At 24.4% G+C, this 21,778-nt stretch carries 18 protein-coding genes and 4 tRNA genes; 12 read left to right on the top strand and 10 right to left on the bottom strand.

Annotated elements, in window-relative coordinates:
• Positions 1 to 148: 148 nt before the first annotated feature.
• Positions 149 to 1,207: a signal recognition particle-docking protein FtsY gene (gene ftsY, locus QW117_00900; GenBank protein MEM3405514.1), complete on the bottom strand. Its 1,059-nt coding sequence runs from the start codon at positions 1,205 to 1,207 to the stop codon at positions 149 to 151.
• Positions 1,208 to 1,331: 124 nt separating this feature from the next.
• On the opposite strand from ftsY, the gene QW117_00895 reads away from it, so the two are divergent.
• Entirely contained in the window at positions 1,332 to 2,582 is a 1,251-nt protein-coding gene (locus QW117_00895; GenBank protein MEM3405513.1) for an alkaline phosphatase family protein, read from the top strand.
• 17 nt (positions 2,583 to 2,599) lie between these two features.
• Entirely contained in the window at positions 2,600 to 3,154 is a 555-nt protein-coding gene (locus QW117_00890; protein ID MEM3405512.1) for a hypothetical protein, read from the top strand.
• 140 nt (positions 3,155 to 3,294) lie between these two features.
• On the opposite strand, the gene QW117_00885 is transcribed toward QW117_00890, so the two are convergent.
• The 3 genes from QW117_00885 to rpl44e form a co-directional block, all read right to left on the bottom strand.
• Positions 3,295 to 3,366 (bottom strand) — tRNA-Thr (locus tag QW117_00885).
• Positions 3,367 to 3,407: 41 nt separating this feature from the next.
• Complete coding sequence (locus tag QW117_00880; GenBank protein MEM3405511.1) at positions 3,408 to 3,920, bottom strand: hypothetical protein; 513 nt, start codon at positions 3,918 to 3,920, stop codon at positions 3,408 to 3,410.
• A 4-nt stretch (positions 3,921 to 3,924) separates the two neighbouring features.
• Positions 3,925 to 4,248: a 50S ribosomal protein L44e gene (gene rpl44e, locus QW117_00875; protein MEM3405510.1), complete on the bottom strand. Its 324-nt coding sequence runs from the start codon at positions 4,246 to 4,248 to the stop codon at positions 3,925 to 3,927.
• A gap of 71 nt (positions 4,249 to 4,319) precedes the next feature.
• Here rpl44e and QW117_00870 point away from each other — a divergent pair.
• The 3 genes from QW117_00870 to QW117_00860 all read left to right on the top strand — a co-directional run bounded on the left by QW117_00870 (position 4,320) and on the right by QW117_00860 (position 12,981).
• Positions 4,320 to 4,391 (top strand) — tRNA-Val (locus tag QW117_00870).
• Between the two features lie 89 nt (positions 4,392 to 4,480).
• The gene (locus tag QW117_00865; protein ID MEM3405509.1) at positions 4,481 to 6,334 is read left to right on the top strand and encodes a hypothetical protein; all 1,854 of its coding nucleotides are present in this window, start codon (positions 4,481 to 4,483) and stop codon (positions 6,332 to 6,334) included.
• Entirely contained in the window at positions 6,331 to 12,981 is a 6,651-nt protein-coding gene (locus QW117_00860) for a transglycosylase SLT domain-containing protein (GenBank protein ID MEM3405508.1), read from the top strand. The genes QW117_00865 and QW117_00860 overlap by 4 nt, the downstream gene beginning before the upstream one ends.
• A gap of 383 nt (positions 12,982 to 13,364) precedes the next feature.
• Here QW117_00860 and QW117_00855 read toward each other — a convergent pair whose 3' ends face one another.
• From QW117_00855 to QW117_00845, 3 genes are all read right to left on the bottom strand, one after another.
• Complete coding sequence (locus QW117_00855) at positions 13,365 to 13,919, bottom strand: TATA-box-binding protein (protein ID MEM3405507.1); 555 nt, start codon at positions 13,917 to 13,919, stop codon at positions 13,365 to 13,367.
• 96 nt (positions 13,920 to 14,015) lie between these two features.
• Entirely contained in the window at positions 14,016 to 15,713 is a 1,698-nt protein-coding gene (locus tag QW117_00850) for an ATP-dependent DNA ligase (GenBank protein MEM3405506.1), read from the bottom strand.
• Between the two features lie 137 nt (positions 15,714 to 15,850).
• Positions 15,851 to 16,348, bottom strand: a complete 498-nt coding sequence (locus QW117_00845) for a 50S ribosomal protein L15e (GenBank protein ID MEM3405505.1) — start codon at positions 16,346 to 16,348, stop codon at positions 15,851 to 15,853.
• Between the two features lie 174 nt (positions 16,349 to 16,522).
• Between QW117_00845 and QW117_00840 the strand changes: the two genes are divergently transcribed.
• The 7 genes from QW117_00840 (at position 16,523) to hjc (ending at position 20,031) form a co-directional block, all read left to right on the top strand.
• Positions 16,523 to 16,597, top strand: a tRNA-Ile gene (locus tag QW117_00840).
• A gap of 10 nt (positions 16,598 to 16,607) precedes the next feature.
• On the top strand, positions 16,608 to 17,414 hold the full coding sequence (locus QW117_00835) for a S16 family serine protease (GenBank protein MEM3405504.1): 807 nt from the start codon (positions 16,608 to 16,610) through the stop codon (positions 17,412 to 17,414).
• Entirely contained in the window at positions 17,411 to 17,686 is a 276-nt protein-coding gene (locus tag QW117_00830) for an acylphosphatase (protein ID MEM3405503.1), read from the top strand. The genes QW117_00835 and QW117_00830 overlap by 4 nt, the downstream gene beginning before the upstream one ends.
• Positions 17,687 to 17,730: 44 nt before the next feature.
• Positions 17,731 to 19,227 (top strand): lysine--tRNA ligase, encoded by a 1,497-nt coding sequence (gene lysS, locus QW117_00825; GenBank protein ID MEM3405502.1) that lies wholly within the window; start codon positions 17,731 to 17,733, stop codon positions 19,225 to 19,227.
• The gene (locus tag QW117_00820; protein ID MEM3405501.1) at positions 19,217 to 19,414 is read left to right on the top strand and encodes a hypothetical protein; all 198 of its coding nucleotides are present in this window, start codon (positions 19,217 to 19,219) and stop codon (positions 19,412 to 19,414) included. The genes lysS and QW117_00820 overlap by 11 nt, the downstream gene beginning before the upstream one ends.
• Positions 19,411 to 19,578 carry a DUF1931 domain-containing protein gene (locus tag QW117_00815; GenBank protein ID MEM3405500.1) on the top strand — a complete coding sequence of 56 codons (168 nt, stop codon included), beginning with the start codon at positions 19,411 to 19,413 and terminating at the stop codon, positions 19,576 to 19,578. Before QW117_00820 ends, QW117_00815 begins: the two co-directional genes overlap by 4 nt.
• A 66-nt stretch (positions 19,579 to 19,644) precedes the next feature.
• The gene (hjc, locus tag QW117_00810) at positions 19,645 to 20,031 is read left to right on the top strand and encodes a Holliday junction resolvase Hjc (protein ID MEM3405499.1); all 387 of its coding nucleotides are present in this window, start codon (positions 19,645 to 19,647) and stop codon (positions 20,029 to 20,031) included.
• Between the two features lie 70 nt (positions 20,032 to 20,101).
• Here the strand turns inward: hjc and QW117_00805 are convergent.
• The 3 genes from QW117_00805 to QW117_00795 all read right to left on the bottom strand — a co-directional run bounded on the left by QW117_00805 (position 20,102) and on the right by QW117_00795 (position 21,723).
• Positions 20,102 to 20,185: transfer RNA gene (locus QW117_00805), tRNA-Leu, on the bottom strand.
• Between the two features lie 98 nt (positions 20,186 to 20,283).
• Positions 20,284 to 21,204, bottom strand: coding sequence for a TFIIB-type zinc ribbon-containing protein (locus QW117_00800; protein MEM3405498.1), 921 nt, complete (start codon positions 21,202 to 21,204; stop codon positions 20,284 to 20,286).
• A 150-nt stretch (positions 21,205 to 21,354) separates the two neighbouring features.
• Positions 21,355 to 21,723 carry a 30S ribosomal protein S8e gene (locus QW117_00795; GenBank protein MEM3405497.1) on the bottom strand — a complete coding sequence of 123 codons (369 nt, stop codon included), beginning with the start codon at positions 21,721 to 21,723 and terminating at the stop codon, positions 21,355 to 21,357.
• Positions 21,724 to 21,778: the final 55 nt, after the last annotated feature.

Here is a 21,778-nt window from a genome sequence, read left to right as displayed (position 1 = left end):
GGAATAAAAAAGTAAATATAGGATTTAAAGGATTTAATTTAAAAAATATTATTAGATTAATAAAATAAATAAAATCAATAAGATAATCTTTCTCTATTCTATAAAGAAAATATTTTTCTAAAAACTTTTTATTCTTTATATTTATTTTTTATTCAAATATCCTTTTTATTATTTTTTCTTTTTCAAAGATTTCTAAATCATCATATTTTTGGCCTGTTCCTAAAAATAATATTGGTTTATTTGTAATATAACTTACAGATAAAACAGAACCACTTTTTTCGTCAACATCTGCTTTGCTTAATATTATTCCATCTATTCCAATATGGCTATCAAATATTTTAACTTGCTCAACAATATCATTTCCTGCTATTGCTTCTCCTACAAACAATTTTAAATCTGGTTTAGACACTCTAACTATTTTTTCCATTTCTCTTATTAAGTTTGTTTGTGTATGCATTCTTCCAGCTGTATCAATCAAAACAACATCTATATTATGAGCTTTGGCATATTGTATAGCATCAAAGGCAACAGAAGCTGGATCTGCCCCATAAGATGATTTTATTATAGGTACTTTCAATTTAGAAGCATGATAAGATAGTTGTTCTATAGAGGCAGCTCTAAATGTATCAGAAGCAGATAAAACACAAGATAATTTATTTTTTTGTAATAAGTAAGATAATTTTGCTATTGTTGTTGTTTTTCCTGTTCCATTAATACCAAAAAAAACAATAACATAAGGTTTTTTTTCTTTCAATCTGTTTTTTATTTTTTCAATAATATCTTTTTCTTCTTTTAATATTCCTTTTATAGATTCTTTTAAAGCTTCTTTTATATCTTCCTCTATTGATTTTTTTATTTCTTTTTCTATTAAGTTTTTTTTCAAATCTTCTTTTATTTTTCTTACAACAGAAAAAGCAACATTATTTTCTATTAAAATTTCTTCTAAATTTTGCCAAATAATATCAAATTTTTCTTCTGTTATTTTTCTTTTGAATCTTTCCTTAAACTTAGTAAAAATACCCGTTTTTTTATCTTCTTTTTCTATATCTTGAAATATTTTTTCTCCTATCTCTTTTTCTTCTTTTTTTATTATTTCCTTCTCTTTCTTTTCTTCTTTCTCGTCGATAATTAAAGTTTTTTCTTCTTTCTCTTCTTTTCTTACTTTTGAAAAAAAGTTTTTTAATTTCTCTTTAAATTTATTAAACATTATAAAAATAGAATTTTTTTATTTAAAATACTTTTGTTAATAAAATAAAATTTATTTCTCTTTAAATATCATTTATATAATAAAATAAAAAAACATTTATATAGTTATTTTAATTAAAATATATATGAAAGGAATATTTATAATAATAGATGGTTTAGGAGATTTACCTTGTATTTTATTAAATAATAAAACTCCATTAGAAGCAGCTAGAACTCCTAATTTAGATATTATAGCAAGAAAGAGCAAATTAGGATATATGTATAGCATAAAAGAAGGGGTTGTTCCTGAGTCAGATTCTGCTATTCTTTCTTTGTTTGGTTGCGATTATTATGTTGGTTATAGAGGAAGCTTAGAAGCTTTAGGTTCTGATATAGAGATAAAACATGGTGATTTAGCAATAAGAACTAATTTTGCAACTATAGATAATTTAGAAAATAAAGAGATAGTAGATAGAAGAGCGGGAAGAAATTTAACAACAAAAGAAGCTTTAATTTTAGCAAAAGAAATAAATAAAAAAGTAAAGTTGCAGTGTAAATTTATTTTTAAACCAACTATTCAGCATAGAGGAGTTTTAGTATTAAAAGGAGGTTTTTCTGATAATATAACAAATACAGATCCCGCATATCATAAAGAAGGAAAATCTCAACTATCAAATAAATTTAAATTTTCTATGCCATTAGATGAAGAAGATATAACTCATTTTACAGCAAACATAGTAAATGATTTTATAGAAAAATCTCATAAGGTATTAGAAGAACATCTTATTAACAAAGAAAGAAAAAAGAAAGGATTACTGCCTGCAAATATAATTTTAACAAGAGACGCTTCTATTGATTTACCTAATGTAAAAAAATTAAAAAAATGGGCATCTATGGTTTATATGCCATTAGAAATTGGAATAAGCAAGGCTTTAAACATTATACCATTTACATTTAGTTATCCTGAATTAAAAAGTTATGATGTTTATGAAAATTTAAATAATGCTTTAAAAATAGCATGTAATTATGCAATAAAGGTAATAAAAAAACAATTTAAGAAATATGATTATTTATATATTCATTTTAAGGAAATAGATGTTCCTGGTCATGACAATAAGCCATTAGAAAAAAAAGCAATGATTGAGATTTTAGATAAAAACTTTTTTTCCTATATTGTTAAATTTTTAAATAAATTTAATGTTAAATTATTAGTTACAGCAGATCATTCAACACCATGTTCTTTAAGAGGCCATTCTGATGATGCGGTGCCTGTTTTATATTATAATAAAGAAATACAAATAGAAAAAGAACAAAGATTCACAGAAAAAGATTCAAAAAAAGGAGATTTAGGAAAACTATATGGAAAAGAATTATTAAAAAAAACAGGATTTACATAATTTATTAAATTAATAAAATGATAACTTTTAATGATCTTTTAGAAATAGCAAGAAAAGAAAAATATTCCGAACAGCTACAAACATTACAAAAAAATTTTATACAGGAAGTTTATGAATACTTTGAAGAAAAATCTAAATTAACTGAAAAAAGTGATGATATATTTTCAGAGCAAATAATAAAAACAAAAAAACAATTAGAGAGTGCTATTTCTATCTTTAAAGAATTAATGAATAGAAGAAAAAAGAAAATACTTAATTTGGCTTTTATTGCAGTCGAGACAGGAATAAGTAAAAGAGATTATGAAAGCATGTTAGATTTTGAAAAAGAAATGTTTGATAGTATTGTTAAAGCGATAGAAGAAGAAAATAAAAAAATTAAAGAATTAATAAATAATAAAGAAAAAAAAGAAACCAAAAAGAATATTTTTGTTTTATTTAAAGAAGAAGTTGGAGAATTTTTAACAGAAGAAGGAGAAAAACTCGGACCTTTTACTAAAGGAGAAATTGCAAATATTCCAGTAGAAATAGCAAAAATTTTAATTGAAGCAGGAAAGGTAGAGGAAGTAGAATAAAATTATTTTATAGAGAAAAAAACAGAATGAAAATGAGGATTAGGGAATAGATAAGACTAAATTTTTTATATATTTATTCTTTATTGATATAATAAGATATTATTTTACATGCCAATACTACTTTAATTAATAAATAAAAAAGCCTGTGGCAGGGATTGAACCTGCGACCTACTGCTTACAAGGCAGCCGCTCTACCACTGAGCTACACAGGCATAATTTATACAGAATATTTTTATTTATAAAATTTTTTAATTTATTTTACATATACATCTCTTATATCACAAAAAGATAAAGGATAAATTTTTCTTAATCTTTTGCTCAAATTTTTTTGAAAATTATCTTTTAATAAATCAGAAAATATTTCCTCATAATTTTTATCTTTAAAATAATTTATTATTTCTTCTTTTACTTTTTTTCTTAAAGATTTTTTAACATTTTTATGAACTTTTCTTCTAGTTATTAATAAAGGCTTTACTCTTAAATCCGCATTTTTACATTTTGCATCAAAAGAATCTTCAACGTAATCTGTACCTTTTCTTATTAACCTCCTTATAAAAAAGCCATATATACGAATTCTCTTAGGATCTATTTTTAATCCATCTTTTACAGAATCTATTTTAAAAATTATCTCACATCCTTTCCCTTTCAATTTTCTTGTTATATCTAATTTTAAAGAAACGTTATTAAATCTTTCTCTATTAATAATAAAAACTTCTTCATTTAGAAGCGGAAGTTTTATTTTTATGAATTTTATTTTTTGCGCCATTTTTTTATTTTCCTCCTTCTCCTACTTGTATTTTTCCAGATCTTTTTCCTTTTTTTTGGTAATGACTTTTGTTACAAATAGTACAAGTATACATAAAATTTGTTTTTTTTGTTGATTTTGTTTTTCTTTTAAATTTTGTTACAGCTGGCTTAGAACCATATTTTCCTAAATTACCATATCCTCTACCTAAACCACGTTTTCTAGCTCTTTCTATTGCTCCTCTTTTCATTGCACCTCTTTTATGGCCAGAGCTAATTAAAATAACTTTATGTTCTGTTTTTTTATTACAATAAGGGCAATATCTATTAATTTTTTTTGGTTTTTTCATTTTTAAAAACTTTAATTAATAAAAATAAAATTTATATATATTTTTAAATCTTTATATTTTGTAAATAAAAAGGGCCTATAGTTCAATGGCAGAACGCTTCCTTGACGTGGAAGAGGTTCAAGGTTCGATTCCTTGTGGGCCCATCTCTTTATTAAAAAAGAAAATTTTAAAAATAAATAATTATATGACATAGTTTAACAAAATTTATATACATATATTTATTATTTTTTTAATGTTAAAAAAATCAAAAAGGGGACAATTAACAATTTTTGTCATTGTTGGTATTTTACTTGTTGCAGGAATTACAACTTTTCTTTTGATAAAAAATAAAACTTCATTTATAATTCCTAGCGATTTTCAGCAAGTAGAAGATAAATATTTATCTTGTATAGAAGAAACAGCAAAAATTGGAATAAATACTTTAGAAATTCAAGGGGGTTATATTGAATTACCGAAATTTGAACCAGGAAATAAAAATATTCCTTTTTCAAATATGTTAGATTATTCAGGAACAGGAATTCCTTATTGGTATTATGTATCTGCAGGAAATTTAATTAAAACACAAGTGCCATCTAAAAAGAACATGGAAGAACAACTCGCTAATTTTATTGATGAAAATTTAAAATGTGATTTTTCGGAATTTGAAGAAAAAGATTTTAAAATATCTTTAAATAAATCAAAAACCGAAGTAAAAATTTTAAATAATAAAATAGAAATAACTTTACAAGCAGATTTAATTATTTCAAGAGAAGATAAAACAATAAAAATTTCTTCCCATAAAAAAAACATAAATTCTAACCTTGGCAATTTTTATGAAGATGCTTTAAAAATTTATAATAAGGAAAAAGAAGAATCTTTTTTAGAAAATTATACTTTAGACATTTTGTATAGTTATGCTCCTGTCAATGGAATAGAATTTTCTTGTTCCCCGAAAGTATGGAATTTAGACAATATAACTAGTGAAATAAAACTTGCAATAGAAAATAATTTCATTTTCATAAAAGGAAGTAATATAAAAAGAGAAAATAAAGAACTTGATAAATATTTTACAATTAATATTAATACTAAAAATGATTTTAGAATACTTTATTCAAAAGAATGGATAACTAAATTAGAAAATAAAAATTCAAAAAATAATATGCTTATAGCAGAGCCTATAGGTTTACAGCAAGGAATGGGTTTATTAGGTTTTTGTATTCTTAATTATCATTATGTTTATGACTTAACCTTTCCTGTTTTAATACAAATTTATAATGAAGAAGAATTTTTTCAATTTCCTATACTTGTAATAATAAAAGGAAATAATCCAAAAGAAGCTATTAAAGAAGCGGAAAATATTATTTTAGAGGAACAAATATGTAAATATAGAACACAAGATTTAAAAGTTTATACTTATGATTCTAATTTAAATCCAGTAGAAGCAGATATTTCTTTTAAGTGTTTAAATGAAATATGCGATTTAGGAAAAACAAAAATAAAAGGAATAGATGCTATATTAGAAACAAAAGTTCCTAATTGTATAAATGGAATATTAACTGCAAAAGCAGAAGGTTATGGTGATTCTAGTGATATTATTTCTACTAACGAAGAAGATGAAGCTTATATTATGCTAAGAAAGAAATATCCAGTCAATTTAAAAATAGAATCAAATAATAAAGATATAACTGATAACGCTATAATCTATTTTGTTTCTAATGAAGAAAATACTGTTATTTATTATCCATATCAAAAATCTTTTAATTTAACAGAAGGAATGTATAATATAACTGTTTATGTTTATAAAAATACAAGTATAAATATACCAGAATCAAAAACAGAAAAATGTGTAGAAGTTCCTTCTAGTGTTATAGGAGGAATTTTCGGAATAACAAAAAAAGAATGTTATGATGTTGTAATTCCTGCCCAAACAATAAACAATGTTGTAATTGGGGGAGGAAAATTAAATCAATATGTAACAGAATCAGAATTAGAAGCAGGAAGAATAAAAATAGATGTAGGTTCTTTAAAAGTGCCGTCTAATTTAGAAGAATTACAAGAAATTTATTATATAATAGAAAGCAATCCTTTAAATTTAGAAGCAAAATGAAATGTAATTATGATAAAGAAAGAGAAAGAAAGAATACAGAAAATAAGATATTAATTTATTTATTTGTACTTCTATTCGTTTTTTTAAATATAGACTTAATAAAAGCATATTCTCTTTCTAATCCAAATCAAGTAGAATTTTCTCAACCAGATTTAATAAATTATTATTCTAAAATCGGTTTTGATTACAAAGAAGTTTGGCCTTATTATGGAGATACAGAAAAATGTGAAGCTACCCAAGATTTTATTGTTAATGTTGTTCCTGGAAGTTGCATGCCTTCTGTTGTGAGAAGTGATTTATTAGAAGAGCAAAATGTTCCTGTTTTTTGTAAGATTGTTGCAACAAAAATAAATCCTTTAATAAAGACAGATAAGATAAAAAGTGTAAGAATAAAAGTTAATAATCAAAGTAATATAATAGCTGGAGCAAGTTATTTTCCTTCTAAATCCTCTATAGGTGCTACTACTAATACAATAACTAATCCAATTTTTACAGATTTAGGATATGTGGTTATTAACTTAAAAAAACAGAAATCAGAAAAGGATATGCCAAATGAAGTTAATGCTAGTTTAACAGCAATAATAGAATATGATGTAGAAAATGCTTTAGGTATAGGAAAAGATAACACTTATTATTTACCTTTATTAGAAAATGAAGAATGGAATTCAGAATATACTAATTATGGTTTTTGGAAGGGAAAGGGTTATTTAAGATTGGAAGATATTAATGAAAATAAAGCAATGGTTTCTATATATTCTGATAAAAGCAATGTCTATAAAAAAATAACTTTAGATAAAGGAAAGGAATCTTCTATAATATATATTCCAGGTTTTTATTGTAAAGCAGGATTAATTATAAAATATATCGACCAGGAATTACCAAAAGAAAGGGCTCTAATAGAATATGATGGTATTGAAACATGGGTATATGAAAATGAAAAAGTAGGAGAATGTACAATTAATAAAATTGATAGAAACTTAAATCAAATAGAATTAAGATGTGCAGGAAAAAATTATTTTTTATCTATAGGATTTTCAAATTATGTTAAAATAAATAATGAAGAAAAGAAAATTGGCCAGAATTTAAAAGAAAAGGATTTTCTATTATATTATGGAATAAAAAAAGAAAATAACCAACAAAAAGAATTTATAGTTATAGCAAAAAATGTTTCTGATATTAATATAAAAGATGGAAAAATAAAAACAGAAAAACTCGAATCAATAAAAAAAGGAATAAATTCAAAAACAAAGTTAGAATGGGAAAAATTTAAAGAAGCAATAAAAAAAGATACAGCAACAGAATTAGGAATTCAACAGAATAATATCCTTATAATAGAAAAATCAAAAACAGAAGAAAGTTATACCTTTAATGAACCAGTCATAATAGAAAAAGCAGATTATGAAGAAAATACAAATAATATTAATGATTATTTTTCAAAAGCAAAGGATTATGTTGACATAATCGTTAAGGATTATGGAAAGGAAAAAATAGATGCAGGAGAATATGCAGGAGAATATTATGGGGCACTAGCTTTATATGAATTAGCAGAAACAGCGAAAATTATTGGAAAGCAAAAAACACAAATAGAATTATTGAATAAATTAATAGATCAATATTCAGATTCTAAATTGGTAAATAAAGTCCAAGATGAAATAGCGAAATCTTCTTTATTAGATTTTTCTTCATCAAGTTTATTTTTTGAACACCAAGGAGAAACGCATCTTATAACATTGAAAAACATAAAATATCCTAATAAAGAAGAAGTAAGCGCAAAATTTGATATTTATGATAATGAAGGAAGAATAAAAAAATCATATACAGATATCGGGTTAGTTGGATTAGGAGAAATTATTTATCAGGATGAAAATATTTCTATTATATTAGGAAGTATAGAAAAAGAATCTGCAAAAATTTCTTATAAATACAAAACGAAAGAAAATGAGTGGATAGAAAAAGAAATAAAAGTAAATTTAAATGAACAAAATCCAAAACTTATACAAGAAGGAAATATAAAAATAAAATTAGTTGATATAAATGCAAATTATCTAGCAAAAATAAAATTAATTCCTAAAACAAATTTTGGAAGAACCGAAACCAATTTTGCTGTTTCTATAGGAATAGAAAAAAGAGCAATAAAATTAACACCAGAAAAAACAAAAGAAAGAATAGAAAATATAAATAAAACATTAGAGCAAGTTGAAAAAATTTCTAATAACTTAAACAATGTTGTTAAAACATGGACAAAGACTTGTATTGCTACAGCTACTATATTAAACATAAAAAATATGTTTGCAAACATAGGAGGAAAAGCAACAGCAAGAACATATGTTATGACTTCAAAGGGAGGTTGGAATGAAAGATGTGCAGAATTAGTTGTAAAAGGAGAACACAAAAGTTTAGATGAGTGTTTTTATAAAAATAAAGATAAAATAAATAAAGATGTTGAAAAAGTTACAGAAATAATAAATGAAATAAATCAAAAGATAGAATCAGCACAATCTTCAGGAAATACCCAAAAAGAAATTGCTAAAAATTTAACACAATATTTCTATCAAGAAATAAAAAATGATAATAACCTAAATCAAACCTTTAATTCAATAAATACTATTAATGATTTAATAGAAAAAGGATATTTAACAGTTTATGATATGAGAGAAATTATTTTTTATTCAAAAACAAAAAATGCTAGTATTCCTTTAGAAGAGAATAAAATTAATTCTTTGGTTGAGCAAATAAAAAAATTAAAAGAAAATGATGAAAGAGAAAATAGTATTTCAAAAGAATTTGAAAACGTTGGTTATAAAGGAGCAATACCTATATTTTTGTCTGATAATGCTAGAAAAATTAATGCAAAGATAATAGAAAAAAATGAAAGTAAATATGTAACAATTGTAAAAAATAATTGTTTATATGCTGTTCCTGTGAGATTGCTAGGTGAAGGAAGTAGCGAATATATTATTAATTCAAATGAATTTAATAATGGCGAATTATCTTCAATAAATACAAGTTGTGAAAAATTAAAGTATAATGATATAAAAGATATAATTTTTGTTTCTTCAGGAGAGTGTAAAAATACTTATCAAATAATAAACAAAAAAATTGCTGTTTATGATACAGAGCCATTTAAAGGAATGCCTAAATTAGTTCCTTTTGATTTAAAGCAAGGTTGGTATATTGCAACAAAACCTTCTTTATCTTTTTTAGGAGCAACTTCTTCTAAACCTTATTCAAGTTCAGGAATGTTATCAACATTTTATTTATGTAATGTTGGATCTAATGGAAAAGAAGAATTTGAATCTGGTGGTGATGATATATGTACGAGAATAGACATGAACTCAAATCAGCCATTAGATCAATTACCATGTGCATTAAGTCAAAATGAAGCAAAACAATTAATAATAAAAGGAATAAATACAGTAGAAAAAGTATCAAAAGCTTATCTAAATGGAGAAAAAGGTATAATCATTGATGGAAATTATTTTGTTTTTGAAAGAGCTGTAAATATTCCAAATGGGAACTGCTATGATTATATGTCTGTTGAAGATTGTGCTATATTATTTAATGTCTGTGATCCTGTTATGTGTCCTGCTTCAAGATGTAATTTAGGTGGAACATGGCCAACACAAAATGTTATCCAAGAAGGAATAATAGGAAGTTTAGTTTTGTGTTTACCTAATTTTGGTTCTCCTTCTGAAGGAAAGGTTTTAGTTCCTGTATGTTTGACAGGAGTTAATGCAGGATTACAAGCATATTCTTCTTTATTAAAAGCACATAGGGATTGTTTACAAGAAAATTTAAATACAGGAAGAATGGTAGGGATGTGTGATGAAATATACAGTATTTATTTATGTGATTTAACATGGAGACAACTAGTTCCTCTTTTAAGATATGGTTTTCCTAAATTCTTAGGATTATTAGCAGGAAAATCAACATCTTATGGTGGAGGAGAATATCTAACCATAAATGACGCATGGAAAAATATGGAAAATTCTTTTAATTATTTCACTAATTATTATGGAATAAATGTTATGCAAGCGTTTAAAGAAAGAACAACAAAAAATATACAAACAGAGATATGCAAAAGTTTTATTTCTGCTAATTATCCTTCTGTTTCAGATGTTTTTGATAAATTGGCAGAACCACCAAGTCCTGTACAATTTTATGCTACTTTAGATCAAATACCTTATACAGATGTTACAACAACAGAAACAACACATTATAAAGTTTATTATCATATTTATGCAGGAAAAGATTCAGGAGTTTATTATTCTATTTACTTAAAGGCAACTTCTGCATCAACACAATTCTTTAATTTAAAAGAAACCATGTTAGTAACAACAGGATACGTAAAGCAAGGAGAATATGCTTCTGAGACGAAAGATTTCTTAGGACCAGCTGGATATGATGAATTATGTGTAAAAATAAATAACCAAGAAAAATGTGGTTTTAAGCAAGTGACAACAGATTTTACAATAAATTATTTAAAAGATAAATATGTAGAACAACAAGTTAAAAATAAAGAGATTAATTCAGAAGAAGAATGTGTTTATGGAACTTCAAGTTATTATAGTTTAGCTAATTTAAATTTACAAGAAGGAATTTCATCTTATACTAATCCTGATATTTCAAATATAGGAATAATAAGAGTTTGTTCTACAGGAGAACCTTCTAAAGATATTTATTCTAGTGCTTCAAAAGAAGGAAGATGGATTGCTGTAGGCTGGTGTGATAAAAGTAAGAACATAAAATGCTGGCTTGACACAGAATCTGTAAAAAACGCTATACAAAACATAGAACTAAGAAATCAAACAATAAAAACCTTACAAGAATATGAAAAGGAAGTTTTTGAAAAATTAAAACAACAAGAAGGAATAGTTTTTAATGAAGAACAAAATTATAAAGAATTAAAAGAAAAAGATAAATCAAAAGAACCTTCTAATGATTATTTACAAAAATTAAAAGAATTCTTGCAAAAATCTTCTTTAGACAATAGAAAAGCAGAATTATTATATAATACATATAAAATATATGAAAATTTAGTAAAAGAAGAATATAAAAAGTATACTTTAAGAAAAATAGTTAGCGTTATTGCAGAAGATATAAAAGAAGGCAAAAGTCAGAATGGCCAAACAAGCCTAGACAATAATCAATTATCTTATGAAGATGAAAAGAATAATGGTGAAAAAATAAAAATATTGAAATCAAGAAAAGAAACTGGATTATACTTTAATTATCCTGCTGGAGACTTATATTTAGATAGAAAATTTTTAGGAACAGATTTCTTTGTAGAGGATGTTCAAATAGGATATTTTGATATCATAGGAAATTTAAATTTAATAAAAGATTATGAAAAAGAATTAAAAAATTTAGATTTAATTAAAAAAGATTTAGAAAGTGTATATAACCTATATATTCAAGAAAAATGCTTTTTAGAAGAAGAACCTCTTTATTATCCATTAGAACCAGATTATAATTATATTACAAATAATGTTATTGTTGGTTATGCAATTTCTTCTACAACACAAAATAAAGAAAAAAAATTTTGTTTAAAATGTAGTGAAGGATGTAAAAGTAATTATGAACTTAATTCTGTATATAAAAAAAGATATGAAGAGTATAAAGAATATTTTAATAAATATGCAAAGAAAAATCTTCCAGAAGGTTTTGATGAAGAATCTTTTAAAGCTTTATTAGCTGCTATTGTTTCAGCAGAATCTAAGATGGGTTATCAATTAGATTTAGAAAAAAGCAACAAAAATAAAGCAATATATATTAAAAATGATACACATTTTGCTGGTTATAAAAACACAATTAACAAAGGACCAGATTCACAATTATCACTGTTATCTTCTGAATTAAAAAGTGCTTTTGAAGGAAAAAATAGTTATTACTTATATAACCAATGCTCTAATTTAAAAGATGAATACCAAAAAGCTTTTTGTATAATTTATATATTTAAATATAAACTAAGCCAAGGAGAAATAAAAGATAAAAATCTATTATATTTTTATAGTTTAAGAATTATTGATTATTCAGGAATTTATAGGGATTATTTTTGTTCTAATAAGAAAAAAACTTCTTCTTCAGAAGAAGAAAACGAAATATCTAATGAAGAAAAAGAAAGAATTAAAAAAATAATAGAAAATGTAAAGAACTATGGAATAGATGGTGATAATAAAAAATGTAAATGTGTTGATTATTGTGAAGATATTTCTGAAAATATATTAAAATATTCAAAAGAAAATGGAATTGATCCTTTATTAACACTTGCAGTAATAATACAAGAATCCGAATGTAAAAAAGATGTTTCTATCGGTTCTTCTTATGGTTTAATGCAAATTAGTTTTAATAAATGGAAAGATAAATTTAATTTGAAATCTAAAGAAGAATTGAAAGATACTGAAATAAATATAAAAATAGGAACAGCAATTTTGAAGGAAATGTATGATGCATATAAAAATGGAAAACAATTTAGTAATGCATGCAGCGAGGAATATAGATCAAAGATATATTATGGATGGCAAGCTGCTTTAAGAGGATATAATGGTTGGAAATGTAATCCAAAATACCCAGAACAAGATAAATATGTAGAGCAAGTATGGAGTAGGTATGAAAAGTTAAAAGAAATAGAGAAAGAACTTTCTTAATTTTAAAAAATAATAATATGAAAAAAATTTGATAAAAATTATTCAATAGAAGATTTATTCGATTTATACGAAACCTATTAATAAAAATTGAACAAGAAATAAAAAAAGAAAATTATGAAAAAGATTATAATTTAAGAGATGATGAAAATAAATTTTAGAAATGATTAAAAGAGAATCTCTAGAAGAAAAATTTTTTTAATTAATAAAATAAATAAAAGAATAGATAAAGCAAAAAAATATTAAGATAAAGAAGATTTTGAGAAGTTTAAATTATACGCTAAAATTATGAAAAATCTTATTGAAGAATAATTAATATAGAAAAAAGATTATTATTGCTTACTAAAAAAATATAAAAAATAAAAATTTAAATTTAAAATATTTTTTTATTTTATCTTTTTTAATGCTTCTTTAACATTCTTTGTAAGATTTTTCATGCTTTCTTCAAGCTGCTCTTTATTTTTTGTTCCTGTACATACAAGTTTTCCATTTGTAAATAATAAAAAAGTTGCAGGAGGTTCTACTAATTTATATACTAATCCTGGAAATTGTTCAGGTTCATATTCTGTATTTTCTAATTCTAAAGCAAGTAAATTTAAGTTAAGCATTAAATCTATACTTCCACTTGCTACAATATTTTGTACATTTATTTTAGGTTTTTTTGTTACTTTAACTCCAATTTTTTTTACTTTTTTTATTACTTCTTCTATTACTTTTTTTACTTGTGCTATACTCTTTGTTCCTGTACAAACTAAATTTCCTGAAGAGAAAACAAGAACAGCGGATTTAGGTTTTTTTATTCTTAAAACTAATCCAGGAAATGTTTCTGGATTATATTCTATTTCTGACTGCGTTCGAGCAAGTTTATTTAAAGGAACTTGCGCATTTAAAGAGCTCGTTGCTACAATATTTTGTATTTTTAAATCTTTTGTTTTTGCCATAGCTTTTTAAATTTTTCTATATTTATAAAGTTTTTTCTTTTTAAATTATTGTTAGAAATATATTTATTTAATTATTTTTAGCTCCCTTCATTTTTATTAAATACTTCTTTCTTGTTTTAAATATTCTTTTTCAATTTCTTCTAATGTGGCAATATCATCTATACTTTTATCTATTCTTAAAGCAATAAAGCGAGGAAATCTCAAAGCATATCCAGAATTATAAGAAGGAGATTTTTGTATCTCTTGGTATGTAACAGTTATCACTATTTTTGGTTTTAATTCTACTTTTCTACCTTTTTCTTTTATTATTAATGGCTTTAAAATTTTTGTTATCTCTTCAAATGTTGTTCCTTCTCCAGATTTTTCTTTTAATCCGGTAGATACTTTCCCAACTTCTCTTAAACCTTCTTTGTCTTTGCAAGCCACATTAAAACTTGTTAACCAACCAGCTCTTTTTCCTGTTCCAAATTCCGCTTCTGTTATTACTAAATCAAGTTCTTTTTGTGTTGGTTTTAATTTAACCATATAACCAACTCTTGCACCAGGTTTATATATTCCGTTAATATTTTTTATCATTAAACCTTCTTGTCCGTTTTGCAATGCTTTTTTATAAAATAATTCTGCTTCTTTTTCTTTATCTGTTATAATTTGTTCTGCTAATTTTAATTTGTATTTTTCTGGTTTGATTATTTTCTCTAAAATTTTTCTTCTTTCTAAAAAAGGAATATTCAAAAGATTTTTTCCATTATAATAAAGAATATCGAAAACATTTATCTCTACAGGAAGTTCTTTTTCTAATTTAGAAATCTCATATTTTCTTTTAATTCTTTGAGATATTTCTTGGAAAGGTCTGTATTTTTTTGTTTTGCTATCATAACCAACAGCTTCTGCATCTATAATAAAAGTTTTTGCATTAACAAATTTCTTTACATATTCTTTAACTTCAGGAAATTGATTAGTTACATCTTCTAATCGTCTAGTAAATATTCTTACTTCATTTTTTTCATCTTTACTGATCAACATTCTGAAGCCGTCATATTTAAATTCAAAAGCAGCCGGTTTACCAGTAACTTCAAATCCTTCTTTTATATCTTTAACTTTTAAAGCAAGCATGACTTTAACAGGTTTTCCAGGAATAAGCTCTATATTTTTTAATTTTTCTTTTCCTTTAATAGAAAGTTCAAAAACCTTTGCGAAATCTAGAGTTTTATCATATGCTTCTTGTATTAATTGTAAAGCTTCTTTATCTTCTTTACCAAAAAAAGCGTATAGTATAGCATCTCTTAAAATTCCTTCTCCTATTCCTATTCTTAAATCTTGTAATAATGTTCTTACAACATATTTTGCTTCTTTTTCATTAGAAAAATTTAGAAGTTCTGTTATTAAAGATATTTTTTTTTCTATTGTGCCTTTTCCTTCGAATTCTGTTAATTTTCTTATATTGCTTAAAACTTTTTCTGCTTCCAATCTTTTAGAAAAAAGAGTAGCTTGTTTTTTTCTTTTTATTATCAATGAAGCTACTTCTCCTAAGTCACCTAATTTTTTCCATAATTTTACTATTTCTTCATTTTTCGTTCCGCTAGATTTTTCTAATGATTTAATAACAAGTTGAGTAGAAATTCCTATTTCTCTACTATCATAGTCTGGAAAAACTCTCCCTTGTAATAAATAAATTATTTCTTTTTCTTCTATATTTAATTTTTTAATAAAATCAGATAAAATTTCTGTTTTTTCTAATCTTTTAGAGGTTTTTTCTAATTTTTCATATATATCACATAATTTTGAATATAACATGACAATATAAATTAAATAAAGAATTTAAACTTAACTATATATTTTAAACTCTTTAAAGCATTTAGAAAAGAATATATTTAAGAGGATTTAGAATTTAAATCAATATTAACAGATTCGGAAATATTTTTTATTCTCTTTTATCTTAGACCTCTTGCTTTTTTTGCAGCAGAAGTTAAACCTCTCAATGCTCTTTTTCTATTTTTATTAGAACATATCCAATTTATTATTTTGTCTTTTTTTATTTCATCTCTATTAGGATCTACCATAATAACTTCAAACCAATAATATTTTCCATCTTTTGCAACTTTATAAGAATTCAAAACCTCTAAAGAAGGATATTTTTTTTGTGCTCTTATTTCCGCTATCCATCGATAATTCATTTTTAAGGATTTTTCTGTAGTTAAATTTCTTGTTTTTCTTCCTTTATTAGGCCTAGGTCTTTTATGTTTCCCTCTTTTTAATCTTACTCTTACAATAATAAATCCTTTTTTATCCTTATATCCAAGTTTTCTAGCCCTTCCTATATCTGTAGGTTTTTCTACTCTAATTATAGATTTTTGTTTTCTGAATTCTATTAATTTTTCTTTTAAATTTTTTCTTAAACTTTCCTTAATGTAATCATATGCATTTGTCATATTTGAATTTATAGTTAAGTATTTTTAAATCTTCTTATTTTTATATCTTTGAATAAAGAAAAAAATAAAATTAATCAATATTATTAATATAATTTTTTATACATATTTTACATGAATATATATAATATTAGAATTACATAAATTTTTAAAACTAAGATAAGTATAATCTTATATGAGCCTGTAGCTCAGCCAGGTTAGAGCACCACTCTGATAAGGTGGGGGTCCTCGGTTCAAATCCGAGCAGGCTCATTTAAAAAAAATGGAAAAAAAATACGAATATGAAAGAAGAAAGATTGTTAAGAATTTACTACTTATATTATTTATTTTAGTATCTCTAAATTTATTTTTATTACTTTTAAACGAAATTAAAGATAAAAAAAATATTACAGAAGAAAATATTTATCAAGAAAATATTATTTTTGATACAAAAACAAAATTTTTTTCTGATGATAACTCAATATTAGTAGAATTAAAAGTTCCTGCGGTAGATTCTGAAGGTAAAGGTGTTCCTACAATTTTATCAGTAGAAGCAAAGAAAGGAACTGGAAAAACATTAGTTGATATAGAGAACTTATTATTTTGGGCAGACACGCAACAAAGTATAAGAATGGCAAGATATGTTGCAAGTTCTATATCAAATAAAAATGTTTCTCAATATGATTTAATCTTTTCAGTAAAAGTAAAGAATGCTAGTATAATAGGAGGCCCAAGTGCAGGCGCAGCAATAACAATTGCAACAATTTTTGCATTAAATGGAGAAAAACCAAGAGAAGATGTAATTATAACAGGAACCATAAATCATGATGGTAGTATAGGCCCTATTTCAGATATATTAGAAAAGGCAAAGGCAGCAAAAGAATCTAATGCTAGAATATTTTTAGTTCCATTATCACAATCTTTTGATTTTATTCCAGAAACAAAAGAACATTGTCAAACATTTGGTACAACAAAAATATGCACAACAGAAACTAAAATAAAAAAAGTAAATGTTTCAAAAGAATTAGGACTTACTATAATTGAGGTAGAAAATATAACAGAAGCATTAAGATATTTTAAAGAAAAATGAAAAAAGCAATAAAACTTTACATTTTTGGTAATGTGCAAGGAATTTTTTTTAGAAATTTTATTAAAGAAAAAGCAGACGAAGTTGGTGTGAAGGGATATGTAAGAAATAAAGAAGATGGATCTGTTGAATGTTGGTTTGAAGGGGATATAGATAAAGTTGAAAAACTTATAGAAATCTGTAGTACTCAACATAAAGATGCTGTAATAAAAAGAATAGATAAAATAGAAGAAAAATTCCAAAATTTTAAAGAATTTAAAATAATTTATTTTTAAATAAAAAAATTTTAATAAATAAATACTAAATAAAAAATACCAAAATGTCAAGGAGAGAAGAAATACTAAAAGAAAGATTAAAAAAAATAGAAGAACTTGTAAAATTAGGAATAAATCCTTATCCTTATTCTTATGAAAAGAAAGATTCTTGTTTAGAATTACAAGAAAAATATTCTAAATTAAAAAAAGGAGGTGAAACAAAATTTAAAGCTAAAACTGCTGGAAGAATTATATCTATAAGAGATATAGGAAAATTAATTTTTGTAGATTTGATTGACGGAACAGGAAAAATACAATTACAATTGCAAAAAAATAAAACACCAGAGAAAATATTTAATTTTTTTAAAAAATTTATAGATATAGGAGATTTTGTTGGAGTAGAAGGAAAAATAATAAAAACAAAAAGAGGAGAATTAACAATTCTTGTAGATGATATAGTCTTATTAACAAAAAGTATTGCTCCTTTACCAGAAAAATGGCATGGGCTACAGGATAAAGAAGAAAGGTACAGAAAAAGATATCTTGATTTAATAATGAATCCTTCGATAAAAGAGGTCTTTATTAAAAGAACAAAGATTATTCAAGCAATAAAAGAATTTCTTAACAATAAAGGTTATTTAGAAGTAGATACTCCAATATTACAACCTATTTATGGAGGAGCTTCAGCAAAACCATTTATAACAAAATTAAACGCTTTAAACATGACTTTATATTTAAGAATAAGTAATGAATTATATTTAAAAAGATTATTAGTTGGTGGTTTTGAAAAAATTTATGAATTTGCAAAAGATTTTAGGAATGAAGGAATTGACAGAATACATAATCCAGAATTTACTCAAGTAGAGTTATATGAAGCCTATTCTGATTATAATGATATAATGAATCTAACAGAAGAAATTTATTGTTATGTAGCAAAGAAAATCTTAGGTAAATTAGAATTTGAATATCAAGGAAATAAAATAAACTTAAAAAGACCTTGGAAAAGATTGAAAATGATAGATGCAATTAAAAAATATGCTGGTATAGATGTTATAAATATGGATCAAAAAGAATTATTATCTTTTGCAGAGAAAAATAATGTTAAAATAAAAGGAAAAACAGAAGGAATGTTAATTACTTCTATATTTGAAAATTTTTGTGAAAAATATTTAATACAACCAACTTTTATTATAGACCACCCCCAAGAAACAACTCCTTTATGCAAAGAAAAAAGAGGCTCACCAGGCTATATTGAAAGATTTGAACCATATATAGCTGGAATGGAGGTTGGAAATGGTTATTCAGAATTAAATGATCCTATAAGACAAAGATTATTATTAGAAGCTCAAGCTCAAGAATTAAAAAGGGGTAATGAAGAAGCAAACCCTTTAGATGAAGATTTTATAAATGCTTTAGAATATGGAATGCCACCTACAGGTGGAGTTGGTTTAGGTATAGACAGAATGGTTATGCTGTTTACTAATTCACCATCAATAAGAGATGTTATTTTATTTCCTTTTATGAAACCATTAAATAAAAATGAAGAAAAAAATGAAAATTAAAATAATTGGAATTATTCTAATAATTATAGGAGTAATTTTTCAATTTTTAAATATAATAAATTATAGTCTATGGAATTTAGATATAGACTTAATTGGATTTTTTATTTTTATTTTAGGTATAATAATTTTGTTGACAAATAAAAGAAAACTAAAAAATAAATCAAAAAAAGGAGGTAAGAAAAAATGACAGGACTAGTTGTTAGAAGTAAAATAAAAGAATATGTAAAAGATTTAAATGTAGCAGAAGAAGTTGGCCCTGCTTTAGATAAAGTTGTTGAAGAAATTTTACAAAAAGCAGTTGCAAGAGCAAAGGCTAATGGAAGAAAAACTTTACAAGCAAGAGATTTATAATTTTAAATTATCTAATATTTTTGTTAATACTTATTTGTAAGTATAAATTATAGAAATAAAATAAAAATGGGAAATAAGGAAAAGGGTTCAAATGCAGAAAGAGAACTTTATAAGATATTTCTTGATCATGGTTTTAGAGCTGTAAGAGTCGCAGGTTCTGGTTTAATGAAAAATACAGCGTGTGATTTAATTGCAGGAAACAAAAAAGGGAAATATGCTATTGAATGCAAGTCATCAAAATCAAAATATAAATATATAACAAAAAAACAAATAGAAGAATTTTTAATTTTTTCTGAAATATTCGGGCTAAAACCTGTTATAGCAATAAGGTTTAACAGAGAAGGATGGTTTTTTATAGAACTAGAACAGTTAGAAAAAAGTAAAAAAAATTTTGTTATAACTTTAGATTTAGTAAAAAATAAAGGAAAAAGATTTGTTCAGATGTTTTGTTGATACTTCTTAAAATTATTTTTAATTTTTTAATATAGATTCTATTTCTTATGGTTATTTATAGTTATTGATATGCAGGGAAGAGGATTCGAACCTCTGAAGGCACTAAGCCGCATGGTCCTAAGCCATGCCCGTTTGACCGCTTCGGTATCCCTGCTTACATTTAAAATAAAGCTATTATATTTAATAAATCTTATTAATTAATAAATCAAAATTTAGAGAATTTAGAATATAAATAAATTTATTTTTCAGATATTATTTATTTTTTTCTTTTTCTTTAATCTTTAATTTATCTTCCAAATTTAATCTTTCAATTAATTCTTTATATCTATTTCTTATAGTAACTTCTGTGATTCCAGCAACATCTGCTACTTCTCTTTGTGTTTTTTTCTCGTCATTTAATAATGCAGCAACATATAATGCTGCAGCAGCAATTCCTGCCGGTCCTCTTCCACTTGTTAATTCAGATATATCTGCTTTTTGTAAAATTCTTATAGCATCAGATTGCGTTTTCGGAGATAAATGCAATATAGAACCAAATCTTGAAATGTAATCTTTAGGAGAAGAGGGTTTTGTTTTTACCCCCATTTTTCTCATAATAAATCTGTAAGTTCTTCCAATTTCTTTTCTTTCTACATCAGAAGCATTTGCTATCTCATCTAATGTTCTTGGAATATTATAACTTCTACATGCAGAATAAATACAAGCTGCTATTACAGATTCCATACTTCTACCTCTTACATATCCCCTTTGTAGGACATAATTATATATACGCGCTGCCTCATCTCTAACAACAGTCGGCAAATCTAAATAAGAAGCAACTCTTCTTAAATCGGCCATTGCTAATCTTAAATTTCTTTCAATAGATGTAGAAACTCTTTCTTGCCATTTTTTTAATCTCATATACTTTCTTAATTTAGTATTATCTAATTTATAGATATCAGAACTTTCTCCTATATTTGTTGTTAATCCTTTATCAAATTTTTGTAAGGATAAAGGAGCACCACCTCTTCCTTTTTTTTCTGTTTTGTCAAAAGTACCGCCTGTGTCTTGGCCTGTATAAATCATTTTTTCTTCTATTATCAGGCCACAATTATTACATATTATTTCTCCTTTATGAGAATCGTAAGTTAAATCGCTACTATTACATTCCGGACATTTTTTTATATATTTCATTTTTAAGATATCGTAAAATTTTTAAATCTTTTCGTATATATAAATCTTTCTATTTTTAGAATATCTATTTATTCTATTATTATTGTATATTAATTCTTCTTACATACTTTTTAGAAATTTAAAATACAATATTTTGAAATATCAATATTATTATTTTTGTTTTTCAATTAAGATTCCATTAATTTGTCCTTCTTGGCCAGGTCTATTTGTTATTTTTACTTTTCCAAGTTCTGTTTCAACTATTGTTCCTTTAGTCATTAGATTTTGTCTTGCTAAGAATTTATTATTTGGAGTTTCAAGGACATTTTTTATTTTAACTTTTTTACATTTTTTTCCAACTATAACATTTATAACATTAGAAGAAAGTAAAACTGTTTTATATTTACCTCCATACATCCTTATTTTTTTCTTTTTTGGTTCTCCAAGTTTTACTAATCTAATATTTCTTGATCTTTCTGATTTTCTTTTTTTTCTATAATGATGATATTTTCCTCCAGTTATTTTTCTTCCTGTTTTCATATTTTTTCTTTTTAATCATAGTTTATATATTTTTCTTTTTTTAACATAAAAAACA

It is taken from the genome of Candidatus Pacearchaeota archaeon (genome assembly GCA_038874355.1).
Taxonomy (GTDB): domain Archaea; phylum Nanobdellota; class Nanobdellia; order Pacearchaeales; family GW2011-AR1; genus JAVZCO01.
Note: the sequence above shows the minus strand (reverse complement) of the source record. Positions and strands in the feature narration are given on the sequence as shown.